This window comes from Mesorhizobium sp. 43Arga, assembly GCF_053714255.1.
Genome location: NZ_JBSKBO010000003.1, coordinates 534320 through 555227, shown reverse-complemented (window position 1 = coordinate 555227; position 20908 = coordinate 534320). Strand labels below are relative to the sequence as shown.

General features: G+C 62.2%; 27 protein-coding genes. 9 read left to right on the top strand and 18 right to left on the bottom strand.

The features are described from left to right. The first annotated feature begins 10 nt into the window (after window positions 1–10). The 3 genes from ttcA to ACWGS8_RS15570 all read left to right on the top strand — a co-directional run bounded on the left by ttcA (window position 11) and on the right by ACWGS8_RS15570 (window position 2201). Window positions 11–898 carry a tRNA 2-thiocytidine(32) synthetase TtcA gene (gene ttcA, locus ACWGS8_RS15580; RefSeq protein ID WP_454581744.1) on the top strand — a complete coding sequence of 296 codons (888 nt, stop codon included), beginning with the start codon at window positions 11–13 and terminating at the stop codon, window positions 896–898. Next, entirely contained in the window at window positions 888–1715 is an 828-nt protein-coding gene (locus ACWGS8_RS15575) for an inositol monophosphatase family protein (RefSeq protein ID WP_454581743.1), read from the top strand. Before ttcA ends, ACWGS8_RS15575 begins: the two co-directional genes overlap by 11 nt. A gap of 78 nt (window positions 1716–1793) precedes the next feature. After that, window positions 1794–2201 carry a hypothetical protein gene (locus ACWGS8_RS15570; RefSeq protein ID WP_454581742.1) on the top strand — a complete coding sequence of 136 codons (408 nt, stop codon included), beginning with the start codon at window positions 1794–1796 and terminating at the stop codon, window positions 2199–2201. An 18-nt stretch (window positions 2202–2219) separates the two neighbouring features. Here ACWGS8_RS15570 and ACWGS8_RS15565 read toward each other — a convergent pair whose 3' ends face one another. The 5 genes from ACWGS8_RS15565 to purL all read right to left on the bottom strand — a co-directional run bounded on the left by ACWGS8_RS15565 (window position 2220) and on the right by purL (window position 7231). Further along, a complete protein-coding gene (locus ACWGS8_RS15565) occupies window positions 2220–3488 on the bottom strand; it encodes a multidrug effflux MFS transporter (protein ID WP_454581768.1) in 1269 nt (422 codons plus the stop codon). Between the two features lie 145 nt (window positions 3489–3633). After that, window positions 3634–3969: a Grx4 family monothiol glutaredoxin gene (grxD, locus tag ACWGS8_RS15560; RefSeq protein ID WP_010909091.1), complete on the bottom strand. Its 336-nt coding sequence runs from the start codon at window positions 3967–3969 to the stop codon at window positions 3634–3636. A gap of 153 nt (window positions 3970–4122) precedes the next feature. After that, on the bottom strand, window positions 4123–4356 hold the full coding sequence (locus tag ACWGS8_RS15555; protein WP_010909092.1) for a BolA/IbaG family iron-sulfur metabolism protein: 234 nt from the start codon (window positions 4354–4356) through the stop codon (window positions 4123–4125). A gap of 122 nt (window positions 4357–4478) precedes the next feature. Continuing rightward, on the bottom strand, window positions 4479–5003 hold the full coding sequence (locus ACWGS8_RS15550) for a hypothetical protein (protein ID WP_454581741.1): 525 nt from the start codon (window positions 5001–5003) through the stop codon (window positions 4479–4481). Next, the gene (gene purL / locus ACWGS8_RS15545) at window positions 5000–7231 is read right to left on the bottom strand and encodes a phosphoribosylformylglycinamidine synthase subunit PurL (protein WP_454581740.1); all 2232 of its coding nucleotides are present in this window, start codon (window positions 7229–7231) and stop codon (window positions 5000–5002) included. The genes ACWGS8_RS15550 and purL overlap by 4 nt, the downstream gene beginning before the upstream one ends. A gap of 257 nt (window positions 7232–7488) precedes the next feature. On the opposite strand from purL, the gene ACWGS8_RS15540 reads away from it, so the two are divergent. Beyond that, on the top strand, window positions 7489–7653 hold the full coding sequence (locus tag ACWGS8_RS15540) for a hypothetical protein (RefSeq protein WP_454581739.1): 165 nt from the start codon (window positions 7489–7491) through the stop codon (window positions 7651–7653). 16 nt (window positions 7654–7669) lie between these two features. Here ACWGS8_RS15540 and ACWGS8_RS15535 read toward each other — a convergent pair whose 3' ends face one another. Continuing rightward, window positions 7670–9082, bottom strand: a complete 1413-nt coding sequence (locus ACWGS8_RS15535; RefSeq protein ID WP_454581738.1) for an aminotransferase-like domain-containing protein — start codon at window positions 9080–9082, stop codon at window positions 7670–7672. Window positions 9083–9175: 93 nt separating this feature from the next. On the opposite strand from ACWGS8_RS15535, the gene ACWGS8_RS15530 reads away from it, so the two are divergent. After that, complete coding sequence (locus ACWGS8_RS15530) at window positions 9176–9427, top strand: DUF1127 domain-containing protein (RefSeq protein WP_454581737.1); 252 nt, start codon at window positions 9176–9178, stop codon at window positions 9425–9427. Window positions 9428–9436: 9 nt separating this feature from the next. Here the strand turns inward: ACWGS8_RS15530 and ACWGS8_RS15525 are convergent, their stop codons facing one another. From ACWGS8_RS15525 to purC, 7 genes are all read right to left on the bottom strand, one after another. Continuing rightward, window positions 9437–10078, bottom strand: coding sequence for a Pr6Pr family membrane protein (locus tag ACWGS8_RS15525; protein WP_454581736.1), 642 nt, complete (start codon window positions 10076–10078; stop codon window positions 9437–9439). A 2-nt stretch (window positions 10079–10080) separates the two neighbouring features. Then, a complete protein-coding gene (locus ACWGS8_RS15520) occupies window positions 10081–10488 on the bottom strand; it encodes a hypothetical protein (protein WP_454581735.1) in 408 nt (135 codons plus the stop codon). Next, the gene (locus ACWGS8_RS15515) at window positions 10485–11150 is read right to left on the bottom strand and encodes a glutathione S-transferase family protein (protein WP_454581734.1); all 666 of its coding nucleotides are present in this window, start codon (window positions 11148–11150) and stop codon (window positions 10485–10487) included. The genes ACWGS8_RS15520 and ACWGS8_RS15515 overlap by 4 nt, the downstream gene beginning before the upstream one ends. A 70-nt stretch (window positions 11151–11220) precedes the next feature. Then, a complete protein-coding gene (gene purQ, locus ACWGS8_RS15510) occupies window positions 11221–11889 on the bottom strand; it encodes a phosphoribosylformylglycinamidine synthase subunit PurQ (RefSeq protein ID WP_454581733.1) in 669 nt (222 codons plus the stop codon). Then, on the bottom strand, window positions 11886–12116 hold the full coding sequence (locus tag ACWGS8_RS15505; RefSeq protein WP_454581732.1) for a hypothetical protein: 231 nt from the start codon (window positions 12114–12116) through the stop codon (window positions 11886–11888). The genes purQ and ACWGS8_RS15505 overlap by 4 nt, the downstream gene beginning before the upstream one ends. A gap of 41 nt (window positions 12117–12157) precedes the next feature. Next, window positions 12158–12400: a phosphoribosylformylglycinamidine synthase subunit PurS gene (gene purS, locus ACWGS8_RS15500; RefSeq protein WP_454581731.1), complete on the bottom strand. Its 243-nt coding sequence runs from the start codon at window positions 12398–12400 to the stop codon at window positions 12158–12160. A 42-nt stretch (window positions 12401–12442) separates the two neighbouring features. Further along, the gene (gene purC, locus ACWGS8_RS15495; RefSeq protein WP_214471819.1) at window positions 12443–13237 is read right to left on the bottom strand and encodes a phosphoribosylaminoimidazolesuccinocarboxamide synthase; all 795 of its coding nucleotides are present in this window, start codon (window positions 13235–13237) and stop codon (window positions 12443–12445) included. Between the two features lie 275 nt (window positions 13238–13512). Here purC and ACWGS8_RS15490 point away from each other — a divergent pair, with 275 nt between their 5' ends. Both ACWGS8_RS15490 and ACWGS8_RS15485 read left to right on the top strand, forming a co-directional pair. Continuing rightward, the gene (locus tag ACWGS8_RS15490) at window positions 13513–13833 is read left to right on the top strand and encodes a DUF1476 domain-containing protein (RefSeq protein WP_056562205.1); all 321 of its coding nucleotides are present in this window, start codon (window positions 13513–13515) and stop codon (window positions 13831–13833) included. A 164-nt stretch (window positions 13834–13997) separates the two neighbouring features. After that, entirely contained in the window at window positions 13998–14771 is a 774-nt protein-coding gene (locus tag ACWGS8_RS15485; RefSeq protein ID WP_454581730.1) for an HpcH/HpaI aldolase family protein, read from the top strand. A gap of 37 nt (window positions 14772–14808) precedes the next feature. On the opposite strand, the gene ACWGS8_RS15480 is transcribed toward ACWGS8_RS15485, so the two are convergent. Next, window positions 14809–15984, bottom strand: coding sequence for an acyltransferase family protein (locus ACWGS8_RS15480; protein ID WP_454581729.1), 1176 nt, complete (start codon window positions 15982–15984; stop codon window positions 14809–14811). 167 nt (window positions 15985–16151) lie between these two features. Further along, window positions 16152–16700 (bottom strand): RBBP9/YdeN family alpha/beta hydrolase, encoded by a 549-nt coding sequence (locus ACWGS8_RS15475; protein ID WP_454581728.1) that lies wholly within the window; start codon window positions 16698–16700, stop codon window positions 16152–16154. A 248-nt stretch (window positions 16701–16948) separates the two neighbouring features. Here ACWGS8_RS15475 and ACWGS8_RS15470 point away from each other — a divergent pair, with 248 nt between their 5' ends. Beyond that, entirely contained in the window at window positions 16949–17761 is an 813-nt protein-coding gene (locus ACWGS8_RS15470; protein ID WP_454581727.1) for a VOC family protein, read from the top strand. A 47-nt stretch (window positions 17762–17808) separates the two neighbouring features. On the opposite strand, the gene purB is transcribed toward ACWGS8_RS15470, so the two are convergent. The 3 genes from purB to ACWGS8_RS15455 all read right to left on the bottom strand — a co-directional run bounded on the left by purB (window position 17809) and on the right by ACWGS8_RS15455 (window position 20514). Next, window positions 17809–19116, bottom strand: coding sequence for an adenylosuccinate lyase (purB, locus tag ACWGS8_RS15465; RefSeq protein ID WP_454581726.1), 1308 nt, complete (start codon window positions 19114–19116; stop codon window positions 17809–17811). A 157-nt stretch (window positions 19117–19273) separates the two neighbouring features. Then, a complete protein-coding gene (locus tag ACWGS8_RS15460) occupies window positions 19274–19792 on the bottom strand; it encodes a hypothetical protein (protein ID WP_454581725.1) in 519 nt (172 codons plus the stop codon). Then, entirely contained in the window at window positions 19789–20514 is a 726-nt protein-coding gene (locus ACWGS8_RS15455; RefSeq protein WP_454581724.1) for a DUF2259 domain-containing protein, read from the bottom strand. Before ACWGS8_RS15455 ends, ACWGS8_RS15460 begins: the two co-directional genes overlap by 4 nt. 133 nt (window positions 20515–20647) lie before the next feature. Between ACWGS8_RS15455 and ACWGS8_RS15450 the strand changes: the two genes are divergently transcribed. Then, window positions 20648–20902, top strand: coding sequence for a DUF2171 domain-containing protein (locus ACWGS8_RS15450; protein WP_454581723.1), 255 nt, complete (start codon window positions 20648–20650; stop codon window positions 20900–20902). Window positions 20903–20908: the final 6 nt, after the last annotated feature.

Here is a 20908-nt window from a genome sequence, read left to right as displayed (position 1 = left end):
CCGCCGCGCCATGAACATGCTGCCAGACATCGAGACGCTTGAACCGGTCGCCGAAGGCGGCTCCCATCCGCTGTTCGCCGATGTGCCGTCCTCGGTCGAGTTCAACAAATTGCGCAAGCGGCTGCTGCGGCTGACCCGCCAGGCGATCGAGGACTTCTCGATGGTGGAGCCGGGCCAGCGCTGGCTGATCGCGCTGTCGGGCGGTAAGGATTCCTACGGCCTGCTTGCCTTGCTGCTCGACCTCAAATGGCGCGGGCTGCTGCCGGTCGAATTGCTGGCCTGTAATCTCGATCAGGGCCAGCCGAACTTTCCCAAGCACATCCTGCCCGATTATCTAAATGCCAACGGCATCGCCCACCGCATCGAGTATCAGGACACCTATTCGGTGGTCACCGACAAGCTGCCGCAAGGCAGCACCTATTGCTCACTCTGTTCGCGGCTGCGGCGCGGCCATCTCTACCGCATCGCGCGCGAGGAGGGGTGCTCGGCGCTGGTTCTCGGCCATCACCGCGAGGACATTCTCGAAACCTTCTTCATGAATCTGTTCCATGGCGGTCGTCTCGCCGCCATGCCGCCAAAGCTGCTCAACGACGAGGGCGACGTCATGGTGCTGCGGCCGCTGAGCTACTGCGCCGAAATCGACCTCGAGAAATTCGCCGCGGCGATGCGGTTTCCGATCATCCCTTGCGACCTCTGCGGCAGCCAGGAAGGTCTCCAGCGCAACGCCATGAAGGCGATGCTGGAAGACATCGAAAAGCGCATGCCCGGCCGCAAGGACACCATGATCCGCGCCCTTTCCAACACCAGGCCGTCGCATCTGCTCGACAGGAAACTGTTCGATTTCGTCGCCCTGAACCAGACCCTCATCACAGGACAAGACGCTTCAGATGACATTTGACGACAACGCGATCGACTGGCTGGCCGGCCTGCTGGCCGAGGCCGCCGACACCGAAATCATGCCCCGCTTTCGCCGGCTGGGCGACGGCGATATCAGGCAGAAGACATCGGCCGCCGATCTGGTGACGGAAGCGGATGTCAACGCCGAGCGGCTGCTAACAGCCAGGTTGCGCCAGCGTTATCCCTCGGCCATGGTTGTCGGCGAGGAAGCCTGTTCCGACGATCCGGCGCTGCTCAATGGCTTGGGCGACGCCGATCTGGCCTTCGTCATCGACCCCGTCGACGGCACCTTCAATTTCGCCTCCGGCGTGCCGCTGTTCGGCGTCATGCTTGGCGTCGTGGTCAAGGGCGAGACGGTCGCCGGCATCATCCATGATCCCGTCGGCAAGGACTGGCTGATCGGGGCCAAGGGCGCCGGCAGTCATATCCGCCATGCGTATGGCACGCTGGAGACCGTGCGGGTTGCTGCGAACGCGCCGATCTCGCAGATGACCGGCGCTGTTTCCTGGCAGTACATGGCCGAGCCCGACCGCACGCGGCTGGCCTGCAACCAGACCAAGACGCTGTCGCAGTTCAACTACCGCTGTGCCGCCCACGAATATCGTTTACTGGCGAGCGGCCATGGCCATTTCGTCGTCTACAACAAGCTGATGCCCTGGGACCATCTCGCCGGTGTGCTGATCCATGCCGAGGCCGGCGGCCATGCCGCGCGTTTCGACGGCACAGCCTATCTGCCGTCGCATGTCGGCGGCGGACTGCTGGTCGCCCCCGATCGCGAAAGCTGGCAGGAGTTGCGCCGCGAACTATGGGCTGGGTAGGATCACTTCCCGAGGCCGGCGCTTGACGGCCGGTTTTGTGCGGCCGAAGAGTTGGTGCTTTCGCGAGGGCTCTCTCGAATGAAATCTCGGTTTGCAATTTTTGCGGCGGCTTTTGCCACAATCTTGTTTGCAAACGCGAACGCGGCAATCGCGCAACAGCGCCCCTGCCACAGCACCGATCCCGTCGACACCCTCAAGGAGATGTCGGAGGCTATCTATGCCTGTTGGAAGCCGCCGGTCGGAACCGCGGGCATGTCCCTGACGCTGCAGTTCTCGCTTCGCCGCAACGGTACACTAATCGGCAAGCCTCGCGCCACTTATTCGGATCTGGGAACCGATCCGCAACTCAGCCGGGCCTTCGTGGCATCCATTCTCAAGGCACTCGACGAGGCGCTGCCATTGCCTTTTTCGGCCAGCATGGGCGGAGCAATCGCCGGGCGCCTGCTTGCGCCCCGCTTCACGGCGGCGGTTGAAGGTGCATCCTGATGCAGGTCTGAACACATCTTAATGCAGGTCGGTGATATGCCCTGAAATGGGTGGGTTGTGCGGCTGGAACATCTTGCCGCGCTCGGCGACGAGGATCATCAACAGCGCAGCGACCGAGACACTGCAGAAGCCAGCGGCAAGCGGCGTCACCGTGCCGTTGAAAGCCTGGCCGATCAGCGTGCCGAGAATGCCGCCGAGAAACGTCTGCATGAAACCCAGGATGGAAGACGCCGTACCGGCCAACTGGCAGAGCGGCTCCATGGCCAATGCGTTGAAATTGGCGCCAAGCGCGCCGAAGGGAAGCATGGCGCCGGCAAAGAAGGTGATGAACAGCCAGAGCGGCATCTTGATTTCCAGCGAGACGACCAGCCAGGCCATGCTGATGACCAGAAACAAAAGCAGCGCGCTTTGCGACAGCCGGCGCATGCCGATGCGGCCGACAAGGCGCGAGTTGAGAAAATTGGAGAAGGCGAGCACGCCGGCGACCCCGGCGAAGATGACCGGGAACATCTCGCCGACGTTGAAGATGTCGACATAGATCTGCTGCGCCGAGGCGATGAAGCCGAACATGGCGGCGAAGATGAAGGTGCTGGCAAAGGCGTAGCAGAGCGCGATGCGATTGGTGAGCACGATGCGGAATCCGCCGAGGACCGAGGAAACCGTCAGTTGCCGGCGATATTCGGGACGCAGCGTTTCAGGCAGGCGCAGCAGCGACCACGCCGACACGATCAGCGCGCCGACGGCCATGGTGACGAAGATGTAGTGCCATGTCGCGAACAGCATGATGAACTGGCCGATACCCGGCGCAATGACCGGTATCGCCATGAACACCATGAAGATCAGCGACATCACCTCCGCCATGCGCCGGCCTTCGAACGTATCGCGGACGATCGAGACCGCGATGACGCGCGTGGCGGCCGCGCCGATGCCTTGCACGGCGCGGCATATCAGCAGCGTTTCAAAGCTTGGCGCGATGGCTGCGGCGGCGGCCGCCGCCACATAGATGATCAGCCCGGCGACGAGCGGCGAGCGGCGGCCGAATCTGTCGGAGATCGGCCCGAAGAACAGCTGGCCGCCACCAAAACCCAGAATGTAGGCCGTGACCACATATTGCCGGTGGTTTTCGTTCTCGACGCCGAGCGAGGCCCCGATCTGCTGCAGCGCCGGCAGCATGATGTCGATGGCCAGCGAATTCAGCGCCATCAGCGCCGCGCACAGCGCAATGAACTCCCAGCGCGGAATAGGCAGTTTGCTTGCCGATTGCGGCGCTGTTGATTGCTGATCCACGGCAAGTCCGATCTTCTCAAGCAAAAATGCGCCGGCGGGCCGGCGCATTGGCTCGTCCTGGTCCCGATATCGGGACGTAAAAAACTGCCGAGGTGGGGCCGCCCCGGTGCTCAGTGCAGTCGCGACGGCATGCCCAGAACCGAAATCAGGCGGCGCCTTTGACGCTGACGCCCTTTTCGACCAGGAAGGTCTGCAACTCGCCGGCCTGGAACATCTCGCGGACAATGTCGCAGCCGCCGACGAATTCGCCCTTGACATAGAGCTGCGGGATCGTCGGCCAGTTGGAATAGTCCTTGATGCCCTGGCGCAGTTCAGCTGAATCCAGGACATTCACGCCTTTGTAGTCGGCGCCGATATAGTCGAGGATCTGGACGACCTGGCCAGAAAAACCGCACTGCGGAAAACCGGGCGTGCCCTTCATGAAAAGGACGACGTCGTTGCCCTTCACTTCATTGTCGATGTAGTCGTTGATACCGCTCATGGAATATCCTTTCACGCCTGTGGGAGTCAGGCTCGAAGCATGTCTTTCAAATAAACCCATAGGTTGCCCGAAACAAGACATTAGCCACGCCATGGCCGAAATGGCGCAAAGGATGGGCGGGCTTGGGCCAAGCGGGTGCTGGCCGGAACGGCCTCAATCGGGAACGCTGGTCTGCAGCGCCAGTGCGTGCAGCACGCCGCCCATATTACCCTTCAGCGCGTCATAGACCATCTGGTGCTGCTGGACGCGGCTCTTTCCCCGAAAGCTCTCGGCGACGACTTCAGCCGCATAGTGGTCGCCGTCGCCGGCGAGGTCGCGGATCGTGACCTTGGCATCCGGAATGCCGTCCTTGATCAGTTTTTCGATGTCGTGGGCATCCATTGCCATTGCACAATTCCTGTTTCGGGCGGGCGGCAACGTGGCCGCCCGTGTGATGAGAGTCGGGGTAAACCTAAAGCCTTTCCGGCCGCGATTGAAGCGGTTCCGTCCAGCACCTACGCGATTGTCGCCTAGGACGCATTCCCGTCGGGATGGTCCGCATCGGAAGCGGGGTCGTCGTCGCGCATCGAGAAGGCCCGGCCGAGGTTGAAAACCAGAACATAGAGGGGGATGTTGACCGCAAGATTGGCGATCGGCAGGTAGCTGGTCATCTGCCAGACGGGCGAGAAGAACGGCTGGCCGTAGCCATCGCAGACAAGCGAAGAACCATATTCCCACAGGGCGCCCAGGACGGCCGCGACGGCGAAAAGCTTGATGCAGGTGACGACCCGGTTTGCCCTTGCCGGCTCGGGCAGAAGCCGGCTCCAGAGCACCAGGCAGACAATTGGAACCGCATAGATGAGGTTCTGCAGCATCAGCATCGGCAGCGCGCCATTGGCGGCGTCAAGGAATTCGGAACGCGTTTCCAGCCTAGGGCAAACCTCGCTCGAGGTCGTCGACAGCAGGAAAAAGACGAACGGCCCGAGGAACCAGAAGAAGAACAGCGACGGCCAGAAAACGACTGCAAGCAGCGCCCGGGCAGCCAGTGTGCTCAACTGGCCTGGTCCATGAAGCGGGGGAACCAGCCTTCATGGGCCGCCTTCAGGTCGCTGACCGGAATCGCCCTGGCATCGCCGAGCTTCAGCGCATCGCCGCCGGTCGAGCCGATCCACGGCGCGAAAATGCCGAGTTCGCCCTGCTGCTTGCGGATGGCATCCCATCCCTCGCCATGCGGGTCGATCGACAGCGTCAGCAGATAGCGTCCTTGATCCTCGCCGAACCAGACCGGGATCGGATCGGTGCCGACCAGGCCGGGAACGGTCGCGCCGATGCCTGACGCCATCGCCATTTCGGCCAGCGCCACGGCGACGCCGCCATCGGAAACGTCATGGGCTGATGTGACGATGCCGGAGGCTATCAGCGAGCGGACATGGTCGCCGACGCGCTTCTCATGCGCGAGGTCAACCGGCGGCGGCGGACCGTCGGTGCGGCCATGGATGTCCCTGAAATAGACGGACTGGCCAAGATGCGTGCCCCAGGAGGCGGGAGCGCCGACCAGCAGGATCATCTGGCCCTCGGCCGCAAAGCCGGTGCGCACCATCTTCGACCAATCTGATATCAGGCCGACGCCGCCAATGGTCGGTGTCGGCAGGATGCCCTGACCGTTGGTCTCGTTGTAGAGCGAGACATTGCCCGACACGATCGGGAAGCCGAGCGCGCGGCAGGCGTCGCCAATGCCCTTCACCGCGCCGACCAGTTGGCCCATGATCTCGGGCCGCTCCGGGTTGCCGAAATTGAGGTTGTCGGTCGCCGCCAGCGGTAGCGCGCCGGTGGCGGTCAGGTTGCGCCAGCATTCGGCCACGGCCTGCTTGCCGCCTTCATAGGGGTCGGCTTCGCAATAGCGCGGCGTCACATCGGAGGAGAAGGCGAGCGCCTTGGTCGCATGGCCTTCCACCCGCACCACGCCGGCATCGCCGCCGGGAAGCTGCAGCGAATTTCCCTGGATCAGCGTGTCGTACTGCTCCCAGACCCAGCGGCGCGACGACAGGTCCGGTCCGCCGAGCAGTTTCAGCAGCGCGTCGGCAACATCGGCCTGCGGAATGTCGTTGGCGGCAAGCGGAGCCGGCTTCTTCGGCTCGATCCAGGGGCGGTCATATTCCGGCGCCTTGTCGCCGAGATCCTTGATCGGCAGATCGGCGACCTGATCGCCCTGATGCAGCACGCGAAAACGCAGATCGTCGGTGGTCTTGCCGACAATGGCGAAGTCGAGGCCCCATTTGTGGAAGATCGCCTCGGCTTCCTTTTCCTTCTCTGGGCGCAGCACCATCAGCATGCGTTCCTGGCTTTCCGACAGCATCATCTCATAGGCACTCATGCGCTCCTCGCGCACCGGCACCTTGTCGAGATCGAGCTCGATGCCGAGGTCGCCCTTGGCGCCCATCTCGACCGCCGAACAGGTGAGGCCGGCCGCGCCCATGTCCTGGATGGCGATGACGGCGCCCGAGGCCATCAGTTCGAGGCAGGCTTCGAGCAGGCACTTTTCGGTGAAGGGGTCGCCGACCTGCACGGTCGGGCGCTTCTCGTCGATCTTGTCGTCGAACTCGGCCGACGCCATGGTGGCGCCGCCGACGCCGTCGCGGCCGGTCTTGGCGCCAAGATAGACAACCGGCAGGCCGACACCCTTGGCTTCCGACAGGAAGATGGCATTGGACTTGGCGAGGCCCGCGGCAAAAGCGTTGACCAGGATGTTGCCGTTGTAGCGGGCGTCGAAATTGACCTCGCCACCGACTGTCGGCACGCCGAAGGAATTGCCGTAGCCGCCGACGCCCGAAACCACGCCGGCGACGAGATGCCTGGTCTTGGGGTGGTCGGGCGCGCCGAAGCGCAGTGCATTCATCGCCGCGATCGGCCGCGCGCCCATGGTGAAGACGTCGCGCAAAATGCCGCCGACGCCGGTCGCCGCACCCTGGTAAGGCTCGATGAAAGAGGGGTGGTTGTGGCTTTCCATCTTGAAGACGACGCAGTCGCCGTCACCAATGTCGACCACGCCGGCATTCTCGCCCGGTCCCTGGATGACCTGTGGCCCGGTGGTGGGCAGCGTGCGCAGCCACTTCTTCGAGGATTTGTAGGAGCAGTGCTCGTTCCACATCGCCGAGAAGATGCCGAGCTCGGTAAAGCTCGGTTCGCGCCCGACGAGTTCGAGAATGCGCTGATATTCGTCAGGCTTCAGCCCATGCGCGGCAATGAGCTCTGGGGTGATCGGCACGGAATTGGAAATGGTCATGGGCGGCGATTTATGTCCATGGGAGCGGGGATTTTGAGTCCCCTCTTATCGCAAGCTTTGCGGCCGATACACCCGTCGAAGAGCGAAAAAAGACAGAAAGCAACAAGGTGATGACCGGGGTAAGCCCGCACCGGGGGCCTTCAGGCGCCCGTCGGGCCAACGGCGACCGGCGGGGTCACCGGGAGGAATGCAAAGCCGAATGGGAACGCTATGGCATTCCCGGCCGTTGGGTTCCAACCCTTCAGGAGATCAGGACCATGGCTACCAAGCAAGATAAGAAAGACAATCGCCTCTCGGACAAGGAGGCCCTTCATATCGCGGAAACCACCGACGTTTCGCCCGGACAGGCCAAGGAACTGGCCGAAAAGCACGGCAAGGACAAGGCCAAGGAGGAAGCCAGAAACTTCAAGGCCGAGGGCTGACCCCAGTTCAGTTTCCTCAGGAGAAGCTGTCATAGCCGGCGCGGCCTTCGTCGAGGAGGCGACGGATGACGGCGACGCCGTTGGCGACATCGCTGCGCTGTCTGGGTTGCGAGGTGCCGAAGCGCACGCCATGAAAGACCTGTTCGGATCGGCCTGCCTTGAACTCGTCCTCGTCGTCGATCAGCACGCCATGTTCGAGACAGGCATTCTTGAAGGTGCCGGAAAGCCATGGGTCGGGCAACGTCAGCCAGACAAAGGGCACCTTGTCGTGTGACTTGAGCGCGAAGCCAGCCAGGGTCTCGCGCACGATCGCGATGCGGGCGCTGATTTCGGCGATGCAGCGCTTGCGGATATCGCTGCCCTGACCGGAAAGCACCAGCCTTGTATTCACCTCCGCCAGCAGGAAGGGCATGCCGCCGGTCATCATCTTGTGGGCGACACGGATCCGGTGGCGATAGGCGGGCGGGCAAGAAAGCCAACCGCCGCGGATTCCGGCGGCGACCGATTTCGACAGGCCGCCGGCGACGATGGTTCTCTCTGGCGCATATTCGGCCAGCAGCGGTGTCGGATCGTCGGTCAGGTGGCCGTAAAGATCGTCCTCGATCAGGATGACGTTGTATTCGCGAGCGACACGCGCGATCGCCTCGCGGCGCCCGGCGGAGAGTGTCGTCAGGGTCGGATTCTGCGCCGTCGGCATCAGGAAGATCATCCTCGGGTGCTTTTGCGCGCAGACGCGCTCGAAATCGGCCGGATCGAGGCCTTCGTCGTCCGAGGCCACCAGAGCGGTGCGCCGGCCGATCAGCCCGGCGCTGCGGGAGATCTGCGAATAGGTGAGGTGTTCGAAGGCGACATAGTCGCCGGGCGTGGTGAGTGCGGCGATCGCCGCCATCACCGCGGCATGGGTGCCGAGCGTCGGAACGATGCTGTCGGCGGCCGGGCGGAACGAGTTTCGGGCGAGCCAGCGGGCGCCGGCTTCGTACCAGCGGAAAGGAAAATCGCGCGTATAGCTCGAGATTTCGTGGGGATGATCCTGCGCTGTGCGCGACAGCACATCGGCGACATCAGTGCCCTGGCCGACATCGGGTGCCGCCGTGCTGTCGAAACGCAGCTTGTCCTGAGGGGCATCGACGTAGCACGTGCCTTCCACGCCGACGTCGGGCGCCTCCGGTTTCACGCCGTCGGCGCGCCGGCCAAGCACAAAGGTTCCACGCCCGACTTCGCCGCTCACCAGCCCGCGCTCGCGCAGCAACTGGTAGGCGCGGCCGACCGTGCCGACCGTGGTGCCGATGTCATAGGCGAGGTCACGCTGCGGTGGCAGTTTTGTCCCGGCGCCGATCACGCCCTGGTCGATGCCCGCTTCAACGGAGTCCGCAAGGCGTTGGTAGAGCGGTCCGGCGCCGCCGGTCAGATCTGGAAGCCAATTTGTCATGGTGACAATTTTCTATATTGCACCGGAATATGAGTCAATACATATCAATCGCGCACCAAAATGGGTGCAATTGAGAGCCTTGGTAGAAAGAAAATGGATACAATCGCGACAATCCGTCATCCCAGAGCCACGTTTCCAGGCGAGGCGCTGCGCCCGTCCGGCCAGCGAGGCTTTGTCGGCCGCCTGGTGCGCATGGTCAGGTCGCTGGCACGATGGATCAACCATTTGCTGGAGCGCCGGCGCGGTCGGCTGGCATTGCTGGAGATGACCGACGATCAGCTCAAGGATATCGGCATCTCCCGCTGCGATGCTCACCGCGAGGGCATCAGGCGCTTTTGGGAATAAGGGCCAGTCTTAACGGACCCGTTTAGCCCCGCGATGGCCGATGCCGCGATCGATAAAAACGGCAACGATGGAGATCATCAGGAACAGCGCTGTGATGGCCAAAGCCGCAATGGCGATGCTGGCGGCACCGTCCTTGGCGACATCGAGGAAGGGGTAGGGCACCTCGCCCGCGATCGGTGCCCGCACCAGCGCGTAGACAAGATAGGCGATGGGGTAGAGCACCCACCAGGAAATGTCGTTCCACCTCGTTCTGCCGTCTGCCCCTGCTGCCAGCCACCACAGCACGAACAGCGCCGGCGTCACATAGTGCAGCAGCACGTCGCAAAGCAGGAACAGGCCTTGCGGCTGCCAGAGACGTGCCAGAACCGTGGCATAGACGATGAAGACGAGGGTGATCGAAACCGCAACACCCGCACGCATCCGCGGCCCGGCGAAAGCCGGCAGCCAGGCATAGCCGCTGGATGACAGCAGGGATGTGTACACCAGCACGGCGCCAATATTAGTCAGGATGGTGAAGAAGCTGAAGTAGAAGACGATCGAACCGAGCAGGCTGCGGCCTACCTCCATCGATGCCGGAACGGTGATGCAGAACTGCAGGACGAGGCCGGCCAGGCCGATGGCCAGGCCCGCGATCTGCAGGAAGCGGCCCATGCTCAGGCGGTCGCCGCGCAGGCCGGATTGCCGGCCTGCCAGCGGGCAATGTCCGAGCCGATGCGCGCGCCGAGCGGGTCGTTCATCAGCGGTCCGAACACGTCGACGCGGCTCGAATTGCCTTGCGCCTGCACGACCAGCAGCGGCTTGCCGCCATAATGCTTGACCGGCACCAGAAGGAAACGCGGCGTGCCGCTGAACGAGTTCAGCTCATTGGCCATCTGATATTGCTTGAAGGCCGGATCCTTGCTGGCGATCCAGCATTTGTGGGCAGCGATCGCCACCTGTTCCATGGCCAGCAGCGCCGCGCTTTTGCCTGAGGGCGCAGGCGTGCTCTTCGGGGTCGATTGGCATGACGCCAGGGCAAAGCCCGCGGCTGCGACGAGAACGATCGTCTTGCTCTTGATCAAGCGGCACCCATCTCGAGTTCGGACAGAAAGATCTTCAGGCCGTCGGTCATCTCGCCCCACACCCGCGACAAGGCCGGATGCTGCGAGGCGATCTGCTCATAGGCATCGAATTTGGGATAGGCGTCGAGCAGGTTGTGGTGGCCCGTCATGGCGCGGAAATTGTTGAAGATGAACCGCGTCGGCGTCAGCCAGGCGTCGGCAAAGCTGATGTCGTCGCCCAGCGCGAAGGGGCCTTGCGCCATACGCGCCTCGATCCCCGCCAGCCCGTGATGCAGGCGGGCGAATTGAGCGTCGATTTCGGCATTGTTGCGCTTCGGCACGAAATGCAGCTCGAAAAGTTTCATTGTCGGCGTCAGCACGTCGAGGTCGGTGATGCGGGCGAACATGCGCACCAGCGCGCGATCCCTGGAGTCCGGCGGCAGCAGCGCCGGCTTCGGAAACCGTTCCTCGAGATATTCAGCGATGACCACCGATTCGACGATGGTTTCGCCCGAGCCGGTGATCAGCACCGGAATCCGGTTCATCGGCGAGATGGCGCGAAATTCTTCGGGGATCGGAAAACCCGGCGGCGGCGCGATGATCTTGAGCGGCACGTCCTTGATATAGGCCAGCGCCCGCACGATCGACGAATAGGGCGACAACGGCCGCGAATAGAGTTTCATGACCGTCTCTCTCCCCAGAGCAGTGGACGTGATGTCCCTATGAATTTAACCGCGTTCGCAGCTGAGTTCGTCAAGCGGCGATACCGAGCGCGCCTTCGAACAGCGCACGGCCGTCGCTGCCGCCATGTGCGGCCTCGATCAGGTTTTCCGGATGCGGCATCAGGCCAAGCACATTGCCCTGTTCGTTGATGATGCCGGCAATGTCGTTGATCGAGCCGTTGGGGTTGGTCCCCTCGGCGTAGCGAAACACCACCTGGCCTTCGCCTTCGAGGCGGGTAAGGGTTTCGGCGTCAGCGAAATAATTGCCGTCATGATGCGCCACGGGCGAGCGGATGATCTGGCCCGGCTGGTAGCGGCGGGTGAACATGGTGTTGGCGTTGGTGATCTCGAGCTTGATCTGCCGGCAGACGAACTTCAGCGAGGTGTTGCGCATGAGCGCCCCCGGCAGCAGGCCGGCCTCGACCAGGATCTGAAAACCGTTGCAGACGCCGATGACGGTAACACCCTTGGCGGCCTTTTCGGCGACCGCCCGCATCACCGGCATGCGCGCGGCGATCGCGCCGCAGCGCAGATAGTCGCCGAAAGAGAAGCCGCCGGGGATGGCGATCAGGTCGACATCGGGGATTTCAGTGTCGGTCTGCCAGACGGTAACCGGTGGTTTTCCCGAAATCTTGGTCAGCGCCGCGATCATGTCGCGGTCGCGGTTGAGGCCAGGCAGGAGGACGACGGCGGATTTCATTTTGGTTCGAAAGGCCTCTGAGCTTCGGGAAGTTCGCGCAGGTCGAGACGGCGGTCAATACGTTCGAGCCGATCATCCTGACGGGCGAGAATTCCGTAGATGTTATGGATATCGCTTTGCGTCGCCACCATGTGACCCCGCATCACATTCAATTCTCGTTTCGTTTCAGAAACATCCTGACGAAGCTCAGCAATCTCGTGGTGAACGCGCTTCAGAAGCTCGAACATCGGCTCATCGTGACTTCCGGCATAGTGCCCCCGACACAACCTCAGGTTATGGCCACACTATAGTTCTCAATCACCGTATTCGCCAGCAGCTTGTCGCACATGGCTTTCAGATCGGCCTCGGCCTTGGCCTTGTCGCTTTCCGTCAGTTCGACGTCAAACACCTTGCCCTGCCGCACCGCGCCGACGCCGCCGAAGCCCAGGCCGGACAAAGCGTGTTCGATCGCCTTGCCTTGCGGGTCGAGAACGCCGTTCTTGAGGGTGACGGTAATGCGGGCCTTGATCACGCTGGACATGCTCCTGTTCGAATATTGAGTTGTAGGCCGCTATCAGTGCGGCTTGCCTTTGAGGCCGTCGGTCGAGGCGACAAGCACTGGACCGGTCGGGCGCGGCGGCTCGTTCTCGTTCATGATGCCGAGGCGGCGGGCGACTTCCTGGTAGGCCTCGACGAGGCCGCCCATGTCGCGGCGGAAACGGTCCTTGTCGAGCTTGTCCTGCGTCGCTACGTCCCACAGGCGGCAGGAGTCCGGCGAAATCTCGTCGGCGACGACGATGCGCATCATGTCGCCCTCGAACAGGCGGCCGCACTCGATCTTGAAGTCGACGAGCTGGATGCCGACGCCCATGAACAGGCCGGAGAGGAAGTCGTTGACGCGGATGGCGAGCGCCATCACGTCGTCGATCTCCTGCGGGCTTGCCCAGCCGAAGGCGGTGATGTGTTCTTCCGACACCATCGGATCGTCGAGCGCGTCGGCCTTGTAATAAAACTCGATGATCGAGCGCGGCAGGACGGTGCCTTCCTCGATGCCGAGGCGCTTGGACAGCGAGCCGGCGGCGACATTGCGCACCACCACTTCGAGCGGAATGATCTCGACTTCCTTGATCAGCTGCTCACGCATGTTGAGCCGGCGGATGAAGTGGGTCGGGATGCCCATGCGGTTCAAGTGGTTGAAGATATGCTCGGAAATGCGGTTGTTGAGCACGCCTTTGCCGTCGACGACCTCGTGTTTCTTCTTGTTGAAAGCGGTCGCGTCATCCTTGAAGAACTGGATGAGCGTACCCGGCTCCGGTCCCTCATAGAGGATCTTGGCCTTGCCTTCATAAATGCGGCGGCGATTTTTCATCTGATTTTTTCTCTGGATTTGCGGGCAGGCGGCAAGCGACCAGTTCCTGTCCGTCTGCCTATATTAGTGCGGCGACGGTTGGGTTCAATGCCGGGTCTATCCCAATCACACCGTTTGCTCAATCGGCAAATCCGTCCAATCAACCGCTTTCGGGACTGAAATGCCGCAGCGCAGCATATGACGAAGCGTATTGACCGGCTCGCGACCTTTTGGTTTGTGCTTTGGCAACACACATATCACTTGCCAACGAATCGGATTTGACCCGGAGGGACGCCATGAGCAGCATGAAAGATCGCGAAGAAGGCTTCGAGCGCAAATTTGCATTCGACGAAGAACTTCGGTTCAAGGCGTCGGCGCGCCGCAACAAGGCACTTGGCCTGTGGGCCGCCGAAAAGCTCGGAAAGTCGGGTGCCGACGCCGATGCCTATGCCAAGGAAGTGGTTGTTTCCGACATCGAGGAAGCCGGCGATCACGATGTGTTCCGCAAGATCCGCAAGGATTTCGATGCTGCCGGCGTCGACCAGTCGGACCATCAGATCCGCCGCACCATGGACGAACTGATGGCGCAGGCGATCGAGCAGATCAAGAACACCTGATCTGGGCCGACGCAGGTTCGCAAGAGCGTCCCGGTTTTGCGACGAACCCTGCAGCAGAAGAGAATGACTGGACCAATCGACCGCCCGGCTAGGCCGGGCGGTTTTTCTTTGCCTTTGGCATGGTTTCCGGCTGAACTGCTGACGTTAACGAGGAAACAGATTAGATGTCCCTGAAGTCCCGCCTTGCCGCCGATGAAACGCTGGTCACCGCCTGGTCAGGAGTGCCGGACGCCCTGACCGTCGAGATTCTCGCAAAACAGGGCTTCGATGCCATCACGCTCGACATGCAGCATGGCGGTCATCATGAGGACAGCGTGCTGCGCGGCCTCTTGCCGGTGCTTGCTGCAAACAAGCCGGCGCTGGTGCGCATCCCGGTTGGACGTTTCGACATGGCAAGCCGGGCGCTCGATTTCGGCGCCGAGGCGGTGATCGCGCCGATGGTGAATTCGGTGGCCGATGCAAGACTGTTCGCCGCGGCGATGAAATATCCACCGCTCGGCGAGCGGTCGTGGGGCCCCACCTATGCCTTTCCGCGCCACGGCAAGGGCGACTATGCCGAATGGCTGCGCGACACCAATCAGCGCACCATGGCCTTTGCCATGGTCGAGACACGCGCCGCGCTCGACGCGCTCGACGGCATTCTCGACACGCCGGGCATTGACGGCATCTTCCTTGGGCCGTCGGATTTCTCGATTGCCTGGACCAATGGCGCCACGGTCAGCTCGACGCTGGAGAGCATGATGGAGACGGTGGCGTCGGTGGCCGAGCGCACCCGCAAGGCCGGAAAACATGCCGCGATCTATGTCGTCGAACCGGCAATTGCCGGTCGTGTCGTCTCGATGGGCTATCGCCTGCTCGCCACCGGGTCCGAGCATGCGCTGATTTCGTTGGGGGCAAAGACCCTCCTGAAGAGCATACAGGACTCGATCGGAGCCTGAATCCAAACCGGACGAACTGCCGTCACGGCGTCGTCGGTCAGGCGCTTGCTGCAGCCGGCGCGGCGATAGGGCTGCCGCGCCTGAACCTGTTGAACAGGGCGCCGAGCAGCTGGACCCACCAGTTGTTGAAGATCATCAGCGGCAACGCCGCGAGGATCGAACCCAGTATGGCGGCGGCGGCACCGAGTGCGGTGGAACCGCTGACCAACAGGACCCATGACCCCAGCGAGCAGATAACGGGTACATGCACGAGGTAGAGGGGAAAGGACAGGTCGCCCAGGAACCGTGCCGCCTTGCCCGAGAGCCGTGCTGGGGGCTCGTCAACACTTAGCATAGTGTAGACAAGCAGGATGCTTGCTGGGATGGCCACGCAGGCTTGCCTCAGGCCGACATCATCGGAAACCGCGGTCTCAAGCAGCCCAAAGGGCCGGTATATGCCGACAGCACTCCCCGCATAGCCCAGTAGCGCAAGGGAAACGATCACCATGGCGCCTCTTACCCAGCGATTCGGGCGCAAACCCATGGCGAGAAGCGGATAGAGCATGAGGCTGGCCGGAAAGGCACAGAAGAAGAAGCTGACTTGCAGCGCCAGGAACACGCCTGTTGCTATGCAGAACCAGGAAAGCAGCGTCCAGCGGCCCAGGAGGAAAAAGACGATCGGGGCGAGGGCGAAGGTCAACATGCTCCCCCAGAACTCGACCGTCATGGTCCACAGGCTGCTGTCATAATATTTGTCGCCGTAGATGAACGTCCGCCAGGCCCCTTGCTGGAACGCATCGGCGAAACTCGCTGTGTCCCGCGAGAGCAACTTTGAGGCGTTGCCGAATCTGCTCAGCCACTCGGACTGGGTGATACCAGCCGCATCCTGGAAGAAATACAGATCGAGCTTGAAGATGACACAGGATGCCAGAACCGTGGCAAGCACTGGTCCGGCCAGACGAGGCAAACGCTTTATCGCACCCAGCAGCAGATCTTGCGCCTCGCGGGACTGGAAATAGCGCTTCACAAGCACATAGGAAGAGAGGACGAAAAACAAGTAGACGGCAGAGCCGCCATTGAAGGCGATGAAAGCCAGACTTGTCTTGAGGGATTGCGCGGCGTTGTCTCCGTCTCCGCCCGCCGCCGACGGGGCAAAAGCACGCAAAATATGCCCATTCAAAACGACCAGCGCTGCGGCACCCCTCAAGAATTCGAGTGAAGCGTCCTTGCGCAAGCGCTTACCTTCGTTGGAGCGTGAAGAACTGTCGTTGAGCAATATCGCATAGGCACGGCGAGCGGAGTTCGCCGCGCGTAAAGAAGTATCGCGAGCCGCCTTAAATTATTGTTTATTGGAGCTCGGCGGTTTCTTCATGGACTCCCTACGCCGACTTTGGGTCTGAATCACAGATCCGTCAGGAACTTGGCGAAGGTCATCGAGCCTTCGGGCCAGGGGCCGAAGCCCGAATCCTGGTTGAGATGGCCGGCCTCGCCGGCATCGATGAACAGCGAGCCCCAGGCGCCGGCTATGTCCTCGGCGACATCGAAGGGGCAGAACGGGTCATTGCGGCTAGCGATCACGATCGACGGAAAAGGCAGCGGCTGACGCGGATAGGGGCCGAAGGTCATCAGGTGCTTCGGCTTGATCCCGGGGTTGGCGACATCGGGCGGCGCCACGAAGAAGGCGCCGGCGACCGGCTTGACGAATTGCGGGATGGCCTGCACGGCCGCAGCCACCCCCAGCGAATGCGCGACGATGACCACCGGCCTCTCGGCCTCGTTGACCGCTTTGGCCACGCTCGCCGTCCAGTCCTCGCGCACCGGCTTCGACCATTCAGCCTGCTCGACGCGCCGCGCCGTCGACAGTTTCGATTGCCAGCGGGTTTGCCAATGCTCGGGTCCGGAATTGGTGTAGCCCGGAACGATCAGGATATCTGCGTCTTTGACTTTCATGGCGCTGAGATAGCGAGCGCGATTGCCTCATGCAACCGTCGTCGATGGCCAAGCTTCTGGTCATGATGGTGAACACCATGTTCGCTTTTCGTCGTCTTGTGTGAACGATTGCAATCGACGATCTGTCATCAGCAGAGAAAGAGCCGTGAAGGGCCGGGATTTTGGGCCTGACACGACGTACAATGATCGGCGGCGCCGGGCTCCTGGCATTGGGAGCTTCATCAAGCGTTGCCGCAACGGAGACAATGATGAGCGAATTGCCATTTGCCGCCACCACGCCGGTGAGCGTTGCCCGCGTCGGGCTGAAGGCGCGCGACGCCGAAAGCCTTGCCGCCTATTACCGCAGGGTCGTCGGCTTGCAGGAATTGAGCCGTGCCGACGGCGCGATAACGCTAGGCGCCGGCAGCCGTCCGTTGCTGGTCCTTGAGCCGGATTCTTCCGCCAAGCCGGACGATCCGCGCAGCGCTGGCCTGTTCCACACGGCTTTCCTGCTGCCCAGCCGTGCCGATCTCGGCCGCTGGATCAACCATGCCATATCGGACAAGATCGCCATCGAGGGCGCATCCGACCATCTGGTCAGCGAGGCGCTCTACCTGACCGACCCCGAAGGCAACGGCATCGAAATCTATGCCGACCGCCGTCCACAGGACTGGAAGTGGAATGGCGACAAGATCGCCATGGCGACCGAGCGGCTGAATATTCCCGCGGTCGTCGGCGAAGTGCCGGCTGGTGACGCCGGCTGGCAAGGCGCGCCGGAAAACAGCATTGTTGGCCATGTTCATCTGCGCGTCGGCAGGCCGGAAGAAGCGGAAGCCTGGTGGAACCAGGAATTCGGCTTCGACACGGTGGCCAAATATGGCGGCCAAGCGGTGTTCCTGTCGTCAGGCCATTACCATCATCACATCGGCGCCAATGCCTGGCAGAGCGCCGGCGCCGGCCGTCGCGACCCGTCGCGCTCGGGCCTCGCCTGGGTCGAGATGCGTTCGGACAAGGTGACCGGGGAAACGACCCGTAAGGATCCCTGGGGCACGGTGATCAGGACTGTGCCTGGAAAGGCGTGATCGGCGTCGGCACAGCCTCTTTCTCCCGTAAACGGGGAAAAGGGAGATTAAGCCTCCCCAAACACCCGCCTGAAGATCGTGTCGACATGCTTGGTGTGGTAGCCCAGGTCGAATTTCTCGCGAATTTCCGCCTCGGGGAGCGCGGCGGTGACTTCCTTGTCGGCCAAAAGTTCCTCAAGAAAATCAGCGCCTTGCTCCCACACCTTCATGGCGTTGCGCTGCACCAGCCGGTAGGAGTCCTCGCGCGACAGGCCGGCCTGCGTCAGCGCCAGCATCACCCGCTGCGAATGCACCAGGCCGCGGAACTTGTTCATGTTCTTCAGCATGTTCTCGGGATAGACGACAAGCTTGTCGACGACGCCGGTCAGGCGTGACAGCGCGAAATCCAGCGTCACCGTGGCGTCCGGCCCGATCATGCGCTCGACGGAGGAGTGCGAGATGTCGCGCTCGTGCCAGAGCGCTACGTCCTCCATCGCCGGCAGCGCCATCGAGCGCACCATGCGGGCAAGGCCGGTGAGGTTTTCCGTCAGCACCGGATTGCGCTTGTGCGGCATTGCCGACGAGCCTTTCTGGCCCGGCGAAAAATACTCTTCCGCCTCTAGCACCTCTGTGCGCTGCAGGTGCCGTATCTCGGTCGCCAGCCGCTCTATCGACGAGGCGATGACGCCGAGCGTGGCAAAGAACATGGCGTGACGGTCGCGCGGGATCACCTGGGTCGACACCGGTTCCGGCTTCAGCCCGAGCTTTGCCGCGACATGCTCCTCGACATAGGGTTCGATGTTGGCGAAGGTGCCGACCGCACCGGAAATGGCGCAGGTGGCGATGTCCTCCCGCGCGTGCACCAGCCGCTCGCGGCAGCGCGAGAATTCGGCATAGGCCTGCGCCAGCTTGATACCGAAAGTTGTCGGCTCGGCATGGATGCCGTGGCTGCGGCCGATGGTGACGGTGTCCTTGTGCTCGAAAGCGCGGCGCTTGAGCGCCGCAAGCAGGCCGTCAATGTCGGCGAGCAGGATGTCGCTGGCGCGGGTAAGCTGGACGGCAAAGCAGGTGTCCAGGACGTCCGAAGAGGTCATGCCCTGGTGGATGAAACGCGCGTCCGGGCCGACGAATTCGGCGAGATGGGTGAGGAAGGCGATGACGTCGTGCTTGGTGACGCGCTCGATCTCGTCGATCTTCTCGACGTCGAATTTCGCAGCACTGCCCTTTTCCCAGATGGTTTTGGCCGCTTCCTTCGGGATGACGCCGAGTTCGGCCAGCGCATCGCAGGCATGGGCTTCGATCTCGAACCAGATGCGAAACCGGGTTTCGGGCGACCAGATGGCGACCATTTCCGGCCGGGAATAGCGAGGGATCATCGGTCAGTCCTGATGTGTCTAGAGCAATTCCAGGAAAAGTGTGCAGTGGTTTTCCCACGGGAATTGCGAAAAAGAAGGAGTTAGAGCGGGTCGGCGGTTCCACCAAACGCTGAACCACTCTGGGTAGCCCGCGTCCTAACAGAGGCGGACGAAATGCTCAACGCCGCTGCTGCGCAAACCAGAGGCTGGCGGCAAACAAGGCGATGAAGCCAAGCGGAAAATAGAGCCGGATGCCCAGCACAACGAACTGGTAGGACGCTACCGCCATCGTGAAGGCGAGCTGAAACCCCCAGGTGAGGGTGAAGACGGGTGCATGCCATTCGGCATAGTAGGACCGGTATTGCAGGGCATAAAGCCCGTCGGTCAGCCCGATCGTCGCGGCGGCAAGGCACACCATTGCCGCCGCGAAGGCAACCTCCCGGCTCCTTCCGAGCGAGACCAGCCGTGCCGCGAACAGGCCAACCGGAAAGGCTGGCGCGCCTCCGCCCGCAAACAGCAGCGACACGGTGCGGATTTTCTCCGGCGTCATCCAATCATCCAGCAACAGGTTGATGAGCGCACTGGCGCCCATGGTCACGGCCCACGAGAGCGAGCCGAAAAGCGCCGCACGCCACCCTGGCAAGGCGCGGCGGACGACGTTCCAATTGCGGCTAAGTATGGATGCGTGCGGTGTCACAGGCGGCCGGTCACGGCGATCCAGCGGAAGTCCGATCCCTCGAAGCCATATTGGCGCACCGCGATCAGCACCGCATAGGCGCTGAGGCTATCCATGGAGAATGTCTGGACCGCGCCGATGCGGTAGCCGTTCGGGCAGCCGCGGCTTTTGGGGATAGACTTGTCCTCATGCAGCAATTTGGTGGCTCCGCCATCCTGCGCTTCGATGCGCAGCAGCCGGAAGCCATTGATCTCGCCCTGACTGTCGCAGCCTTCGGTGTTGTTCATGCCGATCTCGTCCAGCCGGAACTCGAGCGGTTGGTCGACCGGAGAGAAGATCGGTCGTGGATTGACCGCCATCCGGTGCGGATCGGCCGAAAGCTCGGTCACCGGGTTGAAGCCGGCGGTGATGCCGCGGTTGGCGCTCAACTCGGCCTGACTGACGATGGCTTCGCCCTTTTGCCGGGCCTGAAGGCGCGCCGCATCCAGCTTGGCGTTCTCGTCGTCGAGCCGGACCTTGATCGGCGTGCCCTTGAGAAAGCTGTCGGTGCTGGTGTCGATGTAATAGCGGTTGGCATAGGGGAAGCCCGACCCGTCCTGGACGCCGTATTCCTCGAAGGCGAACACGCCGCCGTCCTTGCTGAAGCCAAGGATTTCAAGCTCGGCGGCATCGCCAGCCCGGGCGGCGATCGGGGCGCCAAGCTGCGCGGCCAGGGGAACGGCAAACAGGAGAAGCATTCGCATCTTTTTTCACTCCGGTAGCCGTGATCGTTGCAATCCCTAGCACGGCCGAATCGAAACATCGTGCGGGACAAAACCCGATGCATCCAATCGGCTCGTCATTTGTTATTGTCGGCAATCCCAATGGAGAACCACCATGACCGACACCAGCAAGATTCGTGAGCATATGGAAGTCGTCGGCGCAGATGGCGTGCATATCGGCACTGTCGACAAGGTCGACGGCCAGCGCATCAAGCTGACCAAGGCCGACAGCGGCGAAGGCGCTCACAAGGGTCATCACCACTTCATTCCTCTGGCCCTGGTTGCCGAGGTCGATGGCAAGAAGGTGTGGCTGTCGGCGAATTCCGATGTCGCCGTAACATTCGAGGAAGAAAAATCCGATCCGGTCTGATCGTCA